14 protein-coding genes and 1 pseudogene are annotated in these 16,872 nt (G+C 72.8%); all 15 read right to left on the bottom strand.

Going from position 1 to position 16,872, the window contains the following annotated elements; genetic code table 11:
- Positions 1-18 precede the first annotated feature (18 nt).
- Entirely contained in the window at positions 19-1,722 is a 1,704-nt protein-coding gene (locus tag G6N75_RS04200) for a complex I subunit 5 family protein (protein ID WP_165346893.1), read from the bottom strand.
- 14 nt (positions 1,723-1,736) lie between these two features.
- Positions 1,737-3,284, bottom strand: a complete 1,548-nt coding sequence (locus tag G6N75_RS04195; RefSeq protein ID WP_165346892.1) for a hypothetical protein — start codon at positions 3,282-3,284, stop codon at positions 1,737-1,739.
- Positions 3,281-4,774, bottom strand: coding sequence for a proton-conducting transporter membrane subunit (locus G6N75_RS04190; protein WP_165346890.1), 1,494 nt, complete (start codon positions 4,772-4,774; stop codon positions 3,281-3,283). Before G6N75_RS04190 ends, G6N75_RS04195 begins: the two co-directional genes overlap by 4 nt.
- A complete protein-coding gene (locus G6N75_RS04185) occupies positions 4,771-6,210 on the bottom strand; it encodes a proton-conducting transporter membrane subunit (protein WP_165346888.1) in 1,440 nt (479 codons plus the stop codon). Before G6N75_RS04185 ends, G6N75_RS04190 begins: the two co-directional genes overlap by 4 nt.
- A gap of 5 nt (positions 6,211-6,215) precedes the next feature.
- Positions 6,216-6,545: an NADH-quinone oxidoreductase subunit K gene (locus G6N75_RS04180; RefSeq protein ID WP_346765486.1), complete on the bottom strand. Its 330-nt coding sequence runs from the start codon at positions 6,543-6,545 to the stop codon at positions 6,216-6,218.
- Positions 6,542-7,514, bottom strand: a pseudogene (gene mbhE / locus G6N75_RS04175) (hydrogen gas-evolving membrane-bound hydrogenase subunit E). The gene G6N75_RS04180 and the pseudogene mbhE overlap by 4 nt, the downstream one beginning before the upstream one ends.
- On the bottom strand, positions 7,511-7,813 hold the full coding sequence (gene mnhG / locus G6N75_RS04165; RefSeq protein ID WP_165346882.1) for a monovalent cation/H(+) antiporter subunit G: 303 nt from the start codon (positions 7,811-7,813) through the stop codon (positions 7,511-7,513). Before mnhG ends, mbhE begins: the two are co-directional and overlap by 4 nt.
- On the bottom strand, positions 7,800-8,075 hold the full coding sequence (locus tag G6N75_RS04160) for a monovalent cation/H+ antiporter complex subunit F (protein ID WP_165346880.1): 276 nt from the start codon (positions 8,073-8,075) through the stop codon (positions 7,800-7,802). Before G6N75_RS04160 ends, mnhG begins: the two co-directional genes overlap by 14 nt.
- Positions 8,072-8,611, bottom strand: a complete 540-nt coding sequence (locus G6N75_RS04155) for a Na+/H+ antiporter subunit E (protein WP_165346878.1) — start codon at positions 8,609-8,611, stop codon at positions 8,072-8,074. Before G6N75_RS04155 ends, G6N75_RS04160 begins: the two co-directional genes overlap by 4 nt.
- A 27-nt stretch (positions 8,612-8,638) precedes the next feature.
- Positions 8,639-9,376 (bottom strand): class I SAM-dependent methyltransferase, encoded by a 738-nt coding sequence (locus G6N75_RS04150; RefSeq protein WP_165346876.1) that lies wholly within the window; start codon positions 9,374-9,376, stop codon positions 8,639-8,641.
- 115 nt (positions 9,377-9,491) lie between these two features.
- Positions 9,492-12,068, bottom strand: a complete 2,577-nt coding sequence (locus G6N75_RS04145; protein ID WP_165346874.1) for a complex I subunit 5 family protein — start codon at positions 12,066-12,068, stop codon at positions 9,492-9,494.
- Positions 12,069-12,070: 2 nt separating this feature from the next.
- A complete protein-coding gene (locus G6N75_RS04140) occupies positions 12,071-13,558 on the bottom strand; it encodes a proton-conducting transporter membrane subunit (RefSeq protein ID WP_165346872.1) in 1,488 nt (495 codons plus the stop codon).
- Positions 13,555-15,042 carry a proton-conducting transporter membrane subunit gene (locus G6N75_RS04135; RefSeq protein ID WP_165346870.1) on the bottom strand — a complete coding sequence of 496 codons (1,488 nt, stop codon included), beginning with the start codon at positions 15,040-15,042 and terminating at the stop codon, positions 13,555-13,557. The genes G6N75_RS04140 and G6N75_RS04135 overlap by 4 nt, the downstream gene beginning before the upstream one ends.
- Positions 15,043-15,045: 3 nt before the next feature.
- Complete coding sequence (locus G6N75_RS04130) at positions 15,046-16,521, bottom strand: proton-conducting transporter membrane subunit (RefSeq protein ID WP_165346868.1); 1,476 nt, start codon at positions 16,519-16,521, stop codon at positions 15,046-15,048.
- Positions 16,521-16,871 carry a cation:proton antiporter subunit C gene (locus tag G6N75_RS04125; protein WP_165346866.1) on the bottom strand — a complete coding sequence of 117 codons (351 nt, stop codon included), beginning with the start codon at positions 16,869-16,871 and terminating at the stop codon, positions 16,521-16,523. Before G6N75_RS04125 ends, G6N75_RS04130 begins: the two co-directional genes overlap by 1 nt.
- Position 16,872 lies beyond the last annotated feature (1 nt).

Here is a 16,872-nt window from a genome sequence, read left to right as displayed (position 1 = left end):
GCCTGCCGGGCGCGGCCCTCAGCCCAGCAGCCAGGCAGCGCTGATGGCCACGACGAGCAGCAGCAGGCCCGTCATCGACCAGGCGCTCAGGCGCCCCTCCACGCGTCCGAGGACAGTCGCCGCTGCCGGGACCAGCGCCGCCAGCCTGCCGGCCTGGCGGTAGACGCTGCCGTGCTGGCGGACACGGTCGAGGCCGCGATCCAGGCGCCGGCCGAGGGCCCGCAGCCCTTGTTCCAGCGCTATGCCGAGATCGCCGGGCGGCACCTCGATCCGGCTGGCGACGCGCCGCAGCGTCGGCAGCCGCAGCACCCCGAGCGCCAGCAGTAGCGCGGCCAGCAGCGGCCACGCGGCCTCGAGCGCGGCCCACGGCCCCACTGCGCCGGCGCGCGTTCCGGCCGCGGCCAGCCACCATGGCAGGACCAGGGCCGTCGCCAACAGCACGGCCCAGCCGGCCAGCAGTCGCGCCGGCGGCGAATCGCGGCCGCCGGCGGTGCGCGGCCACGCCACCCAGAGGAACCGCAGCAACAGCAGCGCCGTGAGCAGCGAGCTCAGGACGAGCAGCGGCGGCACCACGTCGTGCCAGGCGCCGGTCGCGGGCAGGCCATGCTTCAGCCCCAGCTTGGCCACCAGCCCGCCGCTCCACGGCCCGCCCGCCATCGAGACCGCGGCGAGCACGAAACCCGCCGCGAGGAGCCGCGCCGCGCCAGGGGACAGGGGCTCGTGGGCGATGCCGGCGCCGAGGAACAGGCTGCCCTTCAGCAGTCCGTGGTGCACGATGTAGACCAGCAGGGCGGCCTGTACCAGCGGCCAGCGCTCGGGCCAGGCGAGCCCGATGCCGACGCCCAGGGTCATCAGACCCATCTGGCTGACGCTGGAATACGCCAGGACGGTCTTGGGCTCGCGCTGCGGCAGTCCCGCGAGCACCCCGTAACAGGCTGTGCCCAGACCCAGCGCGGCCAGCGCCAACCCCCAGGACGGCAGCGCCAGCTCCCCGACGGGGAAGAATCGCAGCCACGCCACCAGCCCGGCCTTGATCATGGCCCCGGACAGCACGGCACTGGCCGGCGCCGGCGCGACCGGGTGGGCCAGCGGCAGCCAGAAATGCAGCCCGGCAACGCCGGCCTTGATCCCGAAGCCGGCCAGGAGGAGGCCCAGCACGAGATTATTGGCGCCCGGTGCCCCACCGGCGAAGCTGGCGCGCATCGCAGCGAAATCGATGGCGCTGCGGCTGGCCAGCAGCATCAGCCCGGTGATGACGCAGACTTCCCCCAGCACCACCATGACGATGTAGTAGCGCCCGGCATGGCGCGCGCGCGCAGTGCCGGCCTGCACCACGAGCCCGTAGGAGGCGAAGCTCATCAGGGCGAAGCCGAGATAGAAAGTAACCGCCTCCAGCGCCGCCAGCAGGAGGAAGTTGCCGCTCATCGCGACCAGGAAGCATACAAGGAAGCCGTCGCGCCGCTCGGGGCCCACGAAATGCGGCACCGCCAGGCCGGCGCACAGCCACAGGAACGCGGTAGGCGGCAGCAGCGCGCGGCCGATTTCGTCCAGCCCCAGCCGCGCCCCGAGCAACAGCCAGGGCACGTCGACCGTCCCGGCGGCAAACAGCGGCAGCAACACGGCGGGCAGCGGCGCCCAGGGCGCCAGCCGGCGCGCTGCCGGTCGGGCCGCCGGGACGGCGAGCGCGGCGGCGACCAGCAGCGGCGCCACGACGGCCGTCATGGCCCCGGCGCCGTTCATCGGGCCAGCAGGTAGGCTGCGCCCAGGGCGACTGCCAGCATCATCAGGCTGGTCGCCGGCCAGGAGCGCAGGCGGATGTCCAGCTGCTGCATCCGGCGCGCCCAAGCCGGCCCGTCCCACAACCCGAGCAAGGCCCCCATGCAGGCGTCGCGAATGCGGGCGACCTGCTGCTGACACAACGCACCCACAGCCCGGACCAGCCGCCCGGTGAGGCTCTCGACCGGCTCGAACACGTCCCCGGCGCCGAAGGGTGCCGACAGGCGCTCCCGGGTCAGACGATGCGCGACCAGGCCCAGCGTGATGGCGACGGGCGCGGACCAGGCCGAGGCAAAGCCTGGCGGCGCCAGCCACCACGCCGCGCCGACGCCGGCGACCGCCAGCGCGACCGGCGTGAACACCAGGCCGGTCGACCGTTCCGGTGAGACTGCCGGGCCCCCGACACGGCGCACTGCCAGGGTGAGCACGAACGTGGCGAGCACGGCCGCGAGCCCGGGCAGCAGGGCGATGCCCGGCGGCAAGGCGGTGCCGGCGTGAACAGCGACCTGCCCGGCCGCGAGGCCGTGGGCGAGCAGCAGCAGGGCCACCGCCAGGTCGTGCAGCCAGCCCGGCGCCAGGAACCTGAGCAGCGGCTGGGCGCCGCAGGCGGCCAGCACGGCCAGCACCAGCCAGGGCAGCGGCAGCATGCCCGCCACTCCGGCCGGCAGTGCGACCAGCAGCAACGCCGAGCTTGCGGCCACCGCATACCCCAGGGTCGCCCGCTCTTCCCGTTGCACCACGCCGGCCACCGCCGCCCAGGCCGCGCCGATGAGCCCGACCAACAGGCAGAACATGGCTACGCCGGCCCCGGCCGAGGGCATGATCTTGACGCCGCCCAGCCAGGCGGCGCCCGCCGGGACCATGGCCAGCAGCACCGCCGCCGGCGCACTACCGACCTGCAGCAGCTGGGGCAGCCACCCATGGGCAGGCGGCACGCCGCCGCGCAGCGCCAGGGCGATCACTGCCAGCAGGGCGAGCCCGGCACCGCTCGGGTGCGCGGTGCGATCGAGCAGGACCTCGAACACCAGCAGGTCGCTGACCACCAGGAACACGATGAGTACGGCGCCCGGCCGTTGCCAGCCGTCATGGCGCTCGCTGGCCACGACCCCGTACAGCCCGTAACCGAGAGCGAGCAAGCCGGCATAGACCAACGGCCCCCCCTGCCCCAGGGCGACGGTGAGCGCGCCGGACAGGGTGACGAGCAGGGCCATCACCGCCGGGCTGCGCTCGCCGCCGTGAGTCATCAACAGGCCGGCGACGAACCACCCGCCGCCGAACAGCAGCAGCCCGGCCCGGGCCGTGCCGTCCAGCACGAGCGCGGCCGAGCCCTGCACCAGCAGGTCCGGCAGCGCCATCTCCTGGGGCGCCATCAGCACCGCGACGGCCAGCGGGAGAGACGCCACCAGGGCCACCAGCCAGCCCGTCTCCAGCGCCTCCCGGCGGCGTGACAGCGCCAGCCAGAGCAGCACGGCCAGCGGCAGCAGCGGCAGGGCGAGCAGGAGGTTCATGAGCCGTACTTCCGGGCCGCGATGAACTGGACCCAGTCGAGCGGCGTGCCGGGCATGGAGGCGAACAGGCCCCAGGCCAGCGCCGCCAGCGCCGTGAACAGCGGCGGCAGCAGCAGCATCCAGGCCGTTTCCTTGCGGCCGAAGTTCCGCTCATGCGGCCATTCGTCAGGGGGCGGCTCGAACCAGGCGGCCCGCACCAGCGGCAGGAAATAGGCCGCGTTCAGCAGGCTGCTGCCGGCCAGGACGTAGACCACCCAGTCCTGGCCGACCTCGAGTGCGCCGAGCCCGAGGTACCACTTGCTGACGAAGCCGACCACCGGCGGCACGCCGATCATGCCGAAGGCCGCGACCGTGAAGGCCGCCGTGGTCCAGGGCATGCGCCGGCCGATGCCGCGCAGCTCGCTGACCTTGTGCACGCCCAGCGTTTCCGCGTAGTTGCCGGCGCAGAAGAACAGGGTGATCTTCATGAAGCCCTGGTGGACCAGGTGCGCGAGCCCGCCGATGGTGGCGATCGGGCCGGCAATGGCGACGCCCAGGGTGATGTAGGACACCTGGCTGACGGTGGAGAAAGCCAGCCGCCGCTTCAGGTCTTCCTGGAACAGCGCCCGCACCGAGCCGTAGATGATGGTGACGGCGGCCAGCACCGCCAGCGGCAGGGTCACCCCCAGTTCGGCGGCGAACTCGATGCCGAACACGTCGTAGATGATGCGCACCACCCCGAAGGCGCCGGCCTTCACGACCGCGACGGCATGCAGCAGCGCGCTCACCGGCGCCGGCGCGACCATGGCCTGCGGCAGCCAGGCGTGCAGCGGCACCAGCGCGGCCTTGACGCCCACGCCGAGGATCAGCAGCGTGAAGACCATGCGCAGCGTGGCGGGGTCGAGGTCGAGACCGCGGACGAAGCCCCGGTCGACGAACTCCAGGGTACCGGTGAGGGCATGCAGCCAGATGGTGCCGGCCAGCAGCAGCACACCGCCGAGCAACGTATAGGCCAGGTAGGTGCGGCCGGCCTTGCGCGCCACCTCGGTGCCGCGATGCACGACCAGGGGGTAGGTGGAGAGCGTCAGCGCCTCGTAGAAGACCAGGAAGGTGAGCAGGTTCCCGGCCATCGCCAGGCCAACGGTCGTGGTCACGCAGAGGCTGAAATAGCCGAAGAAGCGGCTCCGGTTGGGGGAGTCCTCGAGGTAGCCGATGGCGTAGACGGTGGTGGCGAGCCACAGCACCGCCGACAGGTTGACGAACAGCAGCGACAGCGCGTCGGCGTGCAGCACGAAATCGATGCCCGGGACCAGCGGCACGCGAAACTCGTAGTTCACGCCGTGGAACACGCCGATCATCATCAGCACCAGCAGCAGGATCTTCAGCAGGGCCCCGCCGAGGTTGAGCGTGATGCGCCAGGCGACGGCCTTCTCCGGCAGGGTGAAGATGATCAGCCCCGGGATCAGCGAGGAGGCCAGCACCAGCAGCGGCAGCCAGGCGTTGGTGGTCATGGCAGCACCCCGTCGAGCAGGGGCAGCGCCCAGGGCGCGACGAAGCCGAGCAGCACTGCGCCCAGGGCCAGCAACAGCGCTGTCCACTCCATGGCAGCCGGCACTTCATGGCGCTCGTGGTGATGCTCGGAGCGGGTGAAGGCGAAGCCCAGCACGCGGAACACGTAGGTGGCGGTGAGCAGGCCGCCGACGATGATGATCGCGGCCCAGATGCCCTTGCCCTGCGCCATGGCGGACTCGAGCAGGAGCCACTTGCCGACGAAGCCGCCGCTCGGCGGCAGGCCGGCGAGACTGATGCCCGCCAGGGCGAAGGCCGCCAGGGTCAGCGGCATGCGGTCCACCACCAGGTCGAGCTCGTCGATCTCGTCATGGCCGCCCTGGGTCATGATGGCGCCGGCGGCCAGGAACATCGCGCCCTTGGCGAAGGCGTGCGACAGCGCCAGGTAGATCGAGCCGCTCCAGGCCATCTGCGGCTCCAGGCCGGCGAGCGGGAAGGCGATGAACAGGTAACCCAGCTGGGCTACCGTCGAATAGGCGACGAGCAGCTTCAGGCGCTTCTGGCGCAGGGCCTGGATCGAGCCCCAGAAGATCGCCGCGGCACCGAGGCAGCCCAGCAGCAGGGGCAGCCCCTCGCCCTCGGGCACGAAGGTGAACCACAGCCGCAGCACCAGGTAGAACGAAGCCTTGACCACCAGCCCCGACAGCAGCGCGCTGACCGGCGCGCGGGCGCTGCCGTGTGCCGGCGGCAGCCAGACGTGGAAGGGGAACAGGCCGGTCTTGAGCAGCAGCCCCGCGATCATGGCGCCCAGCGGCACCGCCAGCTGCAGGCCCCCGTCGGCGCGCTCGGCGAGCAGCGTGAGATCCACCGTGCCGTAGGCGTGATACAGGAGCGCCACGCCGACCAGGTAGGCCAGCGAGCCCAGCAGGCTGACCAGCAGGTAGCGCATGGCGCCCCACAGCGCCGGGCCGGAACCGGTCAGCGCCACCAGCGCGACGGCCGACAGCCCCATGAGCTCGAGCGTGACGTAGAGGTTGAACACGTCGGCCGACTGGAACAGGGCGTTCAGGGCCGCCCAGAGAAACAGCCACAGCGGCCAGAAGCGCGGCGCCTTGTCCGGGTAGGGCACGAAATAGGCCCGCGCGTAGATGCTGACGGCGACGCCCACCACCGCCGACATCCCCAGCATCAGGATGCTCAGGCCGTCGGCGACCAGGTCGATCCCGAGGGGCGCGCCCCAGCCGCCCACCGCGTGCTGCTGCGGGCCCAGGGTGATGAAATCGAGCACCACGCCCACGGCCGCGCCGGCGGTGAGGAAACTGAAGCTCAGCCCGATCACCTGGGCCCGGCGCGGCTGGACGAAAGCGGCCAGAGCTCCCAGCAAGGGGATGGCAATCGCCAGGACCATCCAGGGGAGCGCCGCCAGCCACGTGCTCATGCCGGCTATCTCCCTTCCCTGTCCATGAGGTCGCGCTCGCGGTCTTCCGGCAGCGCGGCCTTGCCCGTGGCGTACGCGATCCGGAGCACCAGCGCCAGCGCCAGCGCCGTCGCGGAGATCGAGACCACGATGCCGGTGATGACCATGGCTTGCGGCACCGGGTCGACCGGACCGCCGCCCATGGCGCCGGCGCCGACCAGCAGCAGGAAGGCGCCGCTGCCCATGACATTGATGGCGAGCACCTTGCGCAGCAGGTGCGCGCGCAGCACCAGCGCCCAGACGCCTACCAGGAGCAGGCCCATACCGGCGCCGGCGTAGAGCAGCGCGCTGCTCACGGCTCGTCCTCGGGCCGGCCGCCGATGAACAGGCCCGCCAGGATCAGCGCGATGCTCACGGTCGCGGCCGTCTCGACGAGCAGGATCAGCGCGCCGGCGAGACCCCGGGGATACTCCAGCAGCTCCCGCCCGCCGGGCATCACCGCGAGGGCGACCGCCAGGAACACGCCCAGGCCCGCCACGATGCCCCAGCTCATCGGCGCAGCCGGCAGGTGCACGGCCGGCCGGCGGCCGGAGATGATGAACAGCACGCCGGCGGCCGCCAGCACGGCGCCGGCCTGGAATGCCCCGCCCGGGCGGCTGCTGCCGGCCCACAGCAGGTAGGCGCAGATGAGCGGCGCCAGGGGAATCAGCACGCTGTTCATGCCCAGCAGCACCGGGCTGGGCTCGGTCTCGCGAATGCGTGGCGCCGGGCCGAGTGACCACACGCCGACCACGGCCGCGGTGAGGACCGCCATCTCCAGCAGCGTGTCGTAGCCGCGGAAGTTCAGCAGTACCGCAGTCACAGGATTGCTGGCGCCGCTGTCCGGCAGGGCTGCGGCCACCGCGCCGCTGAGGCCGGGCGCAACCTGTCCCGCCACCAGGGCAAGCGCCACCCCGGCTGCCGCGGCCAGCAGCAGCAGCGCGAGCACCGCGCGCAGCAGCAGCCCCGGCTCGCCGGGCGGCCGGCTAGCGCTGCTCATGATCCCGCTCCTGACCCTCGAGGTCGTCCCCCGGCCGTTCCTCGGTCTTGCCCGGCAGGCGCGCCCAGGTTGCCAGCAGCAGCGCCCCGGCGATGCCGGCCCCGATCGCCGCCTCCGCGAGCGCGACGTCCGGCGCCCCCAGCCGCACCCAGCCCATGGACAACACCAGCCCGAAGGCGATGAACAACACGATGCCGCGGAACAGGTCGCGGCTGGCGAGCGCCGCCCAGGCGACCCACAGCAGCACCGTGACCAGCACGGCGTCGAACAGCAGCCCGGGGTTCACGGCGCCCTCCAGGGCTCGATGCCCCGCCGCAGGCTCGAGCGGGCGATGAGATGCGAGGCGGTCGCGCCGGCCAGCAGGACCAGCAGCCAGATCAGCAGCAACTTGCCGATCACTGCGGGCGAGTCGGCCCGCAGCGCCAGCCCGAGCACCGTCAGGCCGAGGCCGACGTTATCGCCCTTGGTCAGGGCGTGCAGGCGGCTGAAGACATCGGGAAAACGCAACAGGCCGACGGTGCCGGCGAAGAAGAAACCCGCGCCGGCGAGCAGGAAGAACGTGCTGAGCAGCTCAATGCCCGTCATGGCCCCCTCCCCGGCTCCAGACGCGCTGCACGAACGCCACCGCGGCCACCGCAGCCAGCAGCCCGAACACCAGTGCCACGTCGCGCAGCGCCGGCTGCGCCATGCCTTCTGCCAACAGCAGCAGCACCGCCACGGCGGTGGTGCCGAACAACTGCGCCGCCAGCATCCGGTCCGCCGCCGTGGGGCCGCGCATCACGCGCCACAGCCCCGCCGCCAGGTTGAGCAGCAGGAAGGCGGCAATGCCGAGCAGGAGCAGGTTCATCGCGGCGCCTCCGGCTGCGGCAAGTCATCGAAGCGCAGGCCGAACACGCCCGCGATGCGGGGCTCGAGGTCCTCCACCATGGCGTGCAGGTCCCGGCCGATGTCGAGGGTATGGATGACCAGTTCGTCGTCCACGAGGTCCGCGCTGAGAGTACCCGGCAGCATGGTCACGATATTGGCCAGCGAGACCCGGCAGACGCCGGATGGCAGCCGCAGTCGATGCCGCACCAGTCCCGGGCGCAGCGGCAGGCGCGGATCGAAGGCGCGCCGGGCGACGTCGGTGGCGCCGGCCACAGACTGCACGGCAAACCACGGCAGGAAGCGCAGCACGCCCACCAGCGACAGCCGGTAACTCGTCCAGAGTTCCAGGCTCAGCCAGCTTGCCAGCACTACGAAGGGCGCGCCGACCATCCAGCCCGAGGCATCGCCGCCGCTCAGCACCCACCACAGGAGCGTGAACAACACCAGCCGCCGCAGCCAAGCCCGCCATCCCGCGGACGGGGCGGCTTGGCTGGCAAGCGCTGGGTTCGGGTTCATCGCGGCTCCTGTGGCGGGTTGCTCCGTTCAGTCCAGCGGGCGGCGGGCGAGGAAGCCGTGCAGCCCCGCCGGCAGCTCGAAATCCTGGTAGGCCTCGAGCCGCTCGGCCTCGAGACCGGCCGCCGCGAGGTCCGCCAGCACCTCCTCGGGCGGCAGCAGGTCCAGCTCGTGGCATTCGTCGTCGCGGCGATAGAGCTCGCCGGTCCGGCGGAAACTGGTGATGCAGCGGGTGAGCCGGCGGGCGGCTTCATCCTCCTCGGCGTGCATCAGGAGCGCCCAGGCGCCGCCGTCCACCGAGGCCTGCAGGCGCCCGTCGCCCGCCACGCGGCCGGGGCCGGCGGCGTCGAACAACAGCACGCCCCCGGGGTGCAGCGCAGCGCGGATGCGCCGGTAAAGCGCCTGGCGCGCGGCGCGGGAATTGCTCTCGTCGAAGCGGTAATTGAAGACCTCGCCGACCGCTGCGACCGCGATGCATGACGGCAGCGCGGCCGTCAGCAGCGACTCGCAGCGGAACTCCGCCTCGGGCACCCGCCGCCGGGCCATCTCGATCATCACCGGCGACAGGTCGATGCCGAGCACGTCGTAGCCGCTGTTCGACAGCAGCTCGGCGAAAATACCGCTGCCGCACCCGAGGTCGACCACCAGCCCGCCGTCCACGCCCGCGGCGGCGAACTCGCGCAGGAGCTGCTCGGCCGCGCTGCGCGCCAGGTCCCCGAATCCCAGGTCATGGATCCAGGACAGGTCCTCCCGGTAGGCGTGGCTCATGGCGGTGCCCCCTCCCTGGCATCGGCCGGCCCACGGGCTTGGCGCCCCGCAGGCATTTGGGTATCCATGATGACCTGCGCGCCGGCCGCCCGCGTTGGGATTTTCCGAAACCGGCTCACGCCGCACCTGCCAGCCAGAGGGCGATGACCAGCGCCGCCATCAACACCACGGCGAGGCCGACGTTCAGTCCCATGTCGCGCGCGTAGCGCTGCAGCTGCCAGCGCCCCAGGAGCACGGCGGGGTCGGTATCGAGCCCTTCGGCCCGCGGCCAGGCCGCCTGGTGCTGGCGGAGTTCCGCGACACCGAGTCGCAGCACTGCGAGCAGCCAGCCCCGGATGCCGCCCGCCGGTGCCGCCACGGCGGGAGCCGGGTGCGCGGCTTCGTCCCCGAGCACTGCGGCCTCACGCCGGAGCAGCGGGTCCAACGCTGCGTGCAAGGGTCGGAACAGGTTGTCGCCGCGTCGCCGCGTGGCCGCCAGGTCCGGCGCCGCGGCGGCCACGGCCTGGCGCGAGGCTGCGAGCATCCGATGGAGTTCCTGGTAGCGCGCGCGCAGCCGCCCGGGCGCTTCCGTGCGGGCGGCCGCCGTCAGCGCCGCCAGCCGATGCTCGAACAACGCGGTGGCCATGGCGCCGGCCACCGCCCGGCCGGCCGCGAGCTGGGCTTCCCGCTCGTGGGGCGCCAGCGCGGCGCCGCGGGTGTCGCAGTCTGCCGCGATGGCCTGCCAGGCGGCCCGCAGCGTGCGCTGCCGCTCCTGTTCCAGGTCGAGCCAGGCCGCCTCGAGGAAGGCCTGCCCGGGGGAACCGGGCGGGCCCGCCAGCCAGCCTTGCGCCAGCCCGCGCCGGGCCAGGTCGAAACCCCGCAAGGCGCCCATGCAGCGCCGCCCGGCGCGGCGCCCGAGCCAGGCCAGGCGTTGCGCGAAGCGGGCATAGAGCCTGGCGAACCGGACCAGCCCGCTTGCCAGGCCGGGCTCGCCGGGCGCTCCGGCCAGCACGCCGAGGCCGGCGCGCTGCAGCCACCAGCCCAGCCCCAGCCAGCGCGGCGGCTGCCAGTGGAACCAGCCCAGCCGCAGGCCGAGCAGGCAGATCACCGCGCCGAGCGCGACCATCGCCAGCGCCAGCATGGTGTCGCCGGCGACCAGGAAGCCGTGGTGCACGTGCTCGTGCAGGCCCGCCACGGCCAGCCCGGCCCCGGCCAGCCCCGGCGCCAGCAGCCCGCCCAGCACCGGGGCCGGGTCCAGCCCGAGCCAGACGATCGGCAGGCACAGCAGCGCCATGGCCAGCAGCATCGGCGCCGGCGCCTCGCGCGCCCGCGCCGAAGCCTCGCCGCGCGCCCGGCCCAGGAACACCAGCCCGACCAGCTTGATGAAGGAGGCCGCGGTGCCGGCGCAGACCAGCACGTAGACGAACTCGGCCACCCGCAGCGAGCGCAGTCCGCTGGCGACCTCGGCCGCGGTGAGCGCATGGTGCACCAGGCACTTGCTGATAAAGCCGTTGAACAGCGGCACGCCCGAAATCCCGGCAGCCGCGACCAGCATCAGCACGAACGTCACGGGCATGCGACGCCACAGGCCGCCCAGGGCGTACATGTCGCCCGTGCCGGCGCGCCACGCCACCGCGCCGATGCCGAGGAACAGGCAGCTCTTGAACAGGGCATGGTTGAGCGCGTGCATCAGGCCGCCCGCGGCGCCGCTTGCGCCCTCGGCGCCGAGGAAGGCGCCGGCGCCCAGGCCCGCCAGGATGAAGCCCATCTGGCTGATGCTGTGATAGGCGAGCATCCGCTTGGCGTCCCGCTGGCCCAGCGCCATGACCACGCCCACCGCCATGGTGAGGATCCCGAGCCAGAGCACGACCAGGCCGAGCTGCGCGGTGAAAGCCGGCCCGATACCGCCGGCCTGCGGCGCAGGCCAGAAGACCAGGTAAAGCGTGCGGAAAATGCCGCAGGCGCCGGCCTTGATCATCACGCCCGAGAGCAGCGCGCTGGCCGGCGGCGGCGCGACCGGATGCGCGTTCGGCAGCCACAGGTGCAGCGGCACCATGCCCGCCTTCACGCCGAAGCCGAGCACCATCAGCGCCGCCGCCGTGGCCGCCGTGGCGCCTCCCCCGGCGAGACGGCCCGGCTGCAGTTCGCCGCCGCCGAGCGCCGCGACCAGCATGATGCCCGCGAGCAGCAGGATCCCGCCGAGCACGGTGAGCCAGAAGTACTGGGTCGCCGCGCGGCGCGCTTCCGCCGTGCCCCGGTGGACCACCAGCAGCAGCGCCACCAGGCCGAGGGTTTCGAAGCAGACATAGAGCGTCACGAGGTCGGCGGCCAGCGCCACGCCGAGCTGCGCCCCCAGGGTCACCAGGCTGGCGGCATGGAAGCGCCCGGCCCGGCCGTCGCCACGGAGGTAGGACAGCGCGAACAGCGTGGCGCAGAACCACACGAAGGCGCTGAATAGCGCGAACAGCAGCCCGAAGGCGTCGGCGGCGAAACTCAGCCGCCCCAGCAGGACCGGCACGCCGGCAGCGGGCACGTCGCCGTCCTGCAGCAGCAGCGCCACCACGCCCGCCAGGGTCGCGGCCGTCACTCCCAGCACCCAGGCGTCGCGCAGGCCGGGCCCGCGGCGTTGCAGCCAGGGCACGACGGCAGCCGCGGCCATCGGCCCGAAGACCAGCAGCAGCGGCAGCTCGCGCAGCACGATGTCGATGCCCATGCTCAGCCACCCCCGAAGAAGGCGGCCACGGCCCGTCGCGCCAGCGACAGCGGCATCCCCGGCCAGGCCGCGGCCAGGCCGAGCAGGATGCTGAGCGCGGTGGCCGCCGCGAGCGCGAGGAGCATGGCCGGCGGGCCCTCGCGCCCGCGCGGCGGCGGCGCGTCCGGCGCCGGGCTGAAGTACGCCAGCCAGACCGGCGGCAGCAGGTACATCGCCGCCAGCAGTGCGCCGCCCAGCAGCACCAGCAGGTACAGCGGATGGCCCGCCTCGGCCAGGCCGACGCCCATCACCCACTTGCCGATAAAGCCGGAGAGCGGCGGCACCCCGACGATGCCCAGCGCGGCGATGGTGAAAGCAGCCATGGTCAGCGGCATGCGCCGGCCCATCCCACGCAGGGCGGAGACATGGCGGACGCCGGCGCCGGTGGCCAGGAGCCCGGCGCAGAAGAACAGCCCGCCCTTGAGGAAGGCGTGATGCGTGATGTGCGCCATGGCGCCGGCGACGGCCTCCGGCGCCAGCAGCGCGACGGCGAGCAGCACGTAGGCCATCTGGCTGATGGTCGACCAGGCCAGCCGCCGCTTCAGCTCGTCCTCCGCCACCGCGAGGACCGCCGCCAGCAGCGCGGTGACGGCGGCCAGCCCCTGCAGCCACGGCAGCACGCCCAGCGTCGCCGCCAGCCCGGCGCCGAAGACCTCGAACACGACCCGCATGATGGCAAAGCCGCCGGCCGCCACCATCACGCCCGACAGGAGCGCGGAGAACGGCGCCGGTGCCGCCGGGTGCACGTCGGGCACCCAGCCGTGCAGCGGCATCACCGCCGCCTTCACGCCGAAGCCCGCCACCAGGCACCAGAATGCCGCCCGCAGCAGCGCGGGATCGGCGTCCGGCGCCAGCATCCCGCCCGGCGCGAACGGCCGGTCGCCGGCCAGGTAGAAGCACAGGATCACGCCCAGCAGGACCAGCGTGCCGCCGAGCAGGATGTAGACGATGTACTTGGTGCCGGCGCGCAGCGCGGCAGGCGTCTCCTCGTGCACCACCAGCGGATAGGCGAGGATCGAGAACAGCTCGTAGAAGACCAGCAGCGTGAGGAGATTCCCCGCGTAGGCCACGCCCAGCAGCCAGCCGTGGGCGGCCATGAAGAACGCGAGGTAGCGGCTTTCGTGCGGATCGCCCCGGAGGTAGCCCCACGAATAGCAGAGCGCCAGGAAAAACAGCAGCGAGACGGTCGCGCCGTACAGCGCGCCGAGGGCGTCCACCCTGAGGTACAGCGTCGCCTGCGGAGTAAAGCGCAGCACGGCCAGGCCGGGCTCTGCGCCGGCGAGCACGACGGCCACCAGCGCCAGCGCGACGGCCGTCGCCAGCCCGGCAAGCGTGAGCAGGCACACGAAGCGTCCGTTGCGGCCGAGCCGCCGGGCCGGCCAGGCCAGGACTGCGCCGAGCAGCGGCAGGGCCACGGCCAGCAGCGGCAGCAGGTCGGCGCGGCCGGTCATGGCGCGGCCCCGATGCCGGAGACGAAGCGGACGGCGGCCTCGGCCAGCGAGAACGGCATCCCGGGCACGCGCGTGCTGACGCCGAGCAGCAGCACGTAGGCGGCGCTGACCAGCGCCGGCGCGAGCAACAGCAGGGGCGCCTCCCGGACGCCCGGCTCCAGCCCGCGCGGCGGCTGGAACCAGGCCCGGTAGACCACCGGCAGCCAGTAGGCCGCATTCAGCAGCGCGCTGGCGAGCATCAGCAGCACCACCCACCAGGCGCCCGCCTGCAGCCCGCCGAGCGACAGGTACCACTTGGTGACGAAGCCGGCGAACAGCGGCACGCCGACGAAACTCAGCGCGGCGATGGTGAAGGCGGTCATGGTCCAGGGCATGACGTGGCCCAGCCCGGTGAGTTCGCGCAACTCGGTGCGGCCGGTGGTGCGCTCGACGGCGCCGGCGACGAAAAACATGGTGATCTTGGCGAAGGCCTGGTTGGCGATGTGCACGATCGCCGCCAGGGCGGCGAAGGGCGTCAGCAGCGCGGCGCCGAGCACGATGTAGGACAGCTGGCTGATGGTCGACCAGGCGAGCCGCCGCTTGAAGTTCACCTGGGCGAGCGCGGCGAAGGAGGCGGCCAGGATGGTGAAGGCGGCCAGCGCCGCCAGCCAGCTGGTGTAGCCGAGCCCGGCCAGCAGCTCGACGCCGAAGACATCGTAGATCACGCGCAGCAGGCCGAAGACGCCCGCCTTCACCACCGCCACCGCGTGCAGCAGCGCGCTCACCGGCGTGGGCGCCACCATCGCGGTGGGCAGCCAGCCGTGCAGCGGCATCAGGCAGGCCTTGACGCCGAAGCCGGCGACCAGCGCCACGAAGGCCAGCGGCAGCAGCGGCTGGCCCGCGGCGCCGGCGAGCAGCCCGCCGGTCCCGAAAGCCAGGCTGCCGGCGAGGTGCTGGACCAGCACCGTGCCGAGCAGGATCAGGGCGCCGCCGGCCAGCGTGTAGGCCAGGTACTTGCGCCCGGCCTTCAGCGCCGCCGGGGTCTCGTCGTGGATCACCAGCGGGTAGGTGCAGATAGTGAGCAGCTCGTAGAACAGCAGCAGGGTGAGCAGGTTGGCGGCGAAGGCGATGCCCACCGTAGTCGACACGCACAGCGCGAAGAAGCCGAAGAAGCGCACGCGGTCGTGCTGGTCGCGCATGTAGCCGATGGCGTAGATGGTCGTCAGCACCCACAGCGTGGACGACACCAGGGCGAAGAACATGCCCAGCCCGTCCACCCGGAAGGCGATGCCGATGCCGGGCGGAAAGTCGAAGGCGCGGTAGACGTACACCACGCCCTCGAGGCTGCCCGGCAGCAGCGTCAGGATGAGGACCAGCTTGATCAGCGCCGCGCCCAGGGTGAAGGTGGCGCGCCAGCCGTCATGACGCCCCAGCACGAACACCAGCAGGGCGCAGAGCAGCGAGATGCCCGGCGCCAGCACGACCCGGATGTCGAGGACTTCCATCGCTCAGCCTCCGCCTGCCAGGCGCGCGGCGGCCAGCGCCGCGAGCGCGACCGGACCGCTGCCGAACAGGCCGCCGAGCAGGCACAGCAGCGCCAGCGCCATGACCGGCAGCAGCATGGACAACGGCGCCTCGCGGACCGCCAGGATCTGTTCCCGCAGCGGGGCGCGGAAGTAGAAGGCGTTCAGGATGCGCAGGTAATAGACGAAGATCAGCAGGGCGCCGGCCAGCAGCGCCACGGCGAAGCCGGGCCGGCCCGCCTCGAGCGCGCCCAGCAGGAGGTACCACTTGCCCAGGAAGCCGGCGGTCGGCGGCAGGCCGACGATGGCCAGCACGCCCAGCGACAGCGCGACGCCGGTCCACGGCATGGCCCGGCCGACGCCCCGCAGGTCCCGCAGCGTGCGGAAGCCGGCCTGGTGGATGATGGCGCCGGCGGCGAGAAACAGCGTGGCCTTGATCAGCGCGTGGTAGAACACGTGCACCAGGCCGCCCGTCATCGCCAGCGGCGTCGCCAGGCCGAGGCCGAGCACGATGTAGCCGATGTTGGAAACCGTGGAGTAGGCCAGCATCAGCTTCAGGTCTTCCTGCAGCAGCGCCGCCAGCGCGCCCGCGACGATGGCGATGGCGCCCAGCCAGGCCAGGCCCTCGTGCAGCGGCGCCAGCACCAGCCAGTCGAGCCCGGCGAACAGCGGCAGCACGCGCGCCAGGCCGAGCACCCCCAGCTTCACCACCAGCGCGGAGAGCACGGCGCTGACCGGGCTGGGCGCGCTGGCGTGGGCGTCCGGCAGCCACAGGTGCAGCGGGAACAGCGCCGCCTTGACCATGAAGCCCGCCGTCAGCGCGCCGAGCGCCAGCAGCACCGGCCCGCGCGCCTCCACGTCCGCCAGCCGCAGCGCGACGTCGGCCATGTTCAGGCTGCCCGTCAGGGCATGGAGGATGCCGACGGCGAACAGCACCAGCAGCGACGACACCGCGCCTGCGACGAGGTACTTGAAGGCGGCCAGCGCTGCGATCCGGCCCCCGCCCGCCGCCACCAGCGCATAGCTGGAGACCGAGACCAGCTCCATGCAGACGAACAGGTTGAACAGGTCGGCGGCGCAGGCGAAGCCGACCAGCCCGCCGAGGTTCACCAGCAACAGGCTGTAGTACCAGGCCCGGCGCTGCGGCGGCACCGCGGCCTGCGCATAGCGGCCGCTGAACACCAGCACCGCCACGCCGACCAGCGCGATGCCCAGGCTGAAGGCGCTCAGCGCATCGAAGCGCAGCTCGATGCCCCAGGGCGGCGCCCAGCCCCCGACCGCGTAGGAGAACGGCCCATCCTGCAGCAGCCGGCGCAGCAGCAGGCCCACGATCCCGAGCAGGCCGGCGCCCACTGCCACCGCCCAGCCCCAGGCCGCATCCGGGCGGCGCCAGGCCACCGCCGGCAGCAGGGCCGCCGCGACCAGGGGCAGCGCGGCCGCCAGGGGCAGCAGGTGCTCCATCACTCCGCCCCTTTGAGCTCGTCCGCCTCGATGGTGCCGCACTGGCGCTTGATCTCGACGATCAGCGCCAGCGCCAGCGCGGTGATGCTGACCGCGACCACGATGCCGGTGAGGATCAGGGCATGGGGCAGCGGGCTGGCGAAGGGGGCGTCGATGCCGGGCCCGACCACCGGCGCGGTACCGCCGTCCACCATGCCGGAAGTCACGATGAAGGCGAACACCGAGGTTTCCATGATGTTCAGCCCGAGCAGCTTCTTCACCAGGTTCGACTTGGCCAGCACGACATAGAGGCCGATGCAGAACAGCGCGACGAAGGCGAAGTAGTCGAGATGCTGCCAGCCGCCGTCCATG

The organism is Thioalkalivibrio sp. XN8 (assembly GCF_011058255.1).
Lineage (GTDB): Bacteria > Pseudomonadota > Gammaproteobacteria > Steroidobacterales > XN24 > XN24.
The sequence above is the reverse complement of the archived record's forward strand: the minus strand, read 5'-3'. Positions and strand labels throughout refer to the sequence as shown.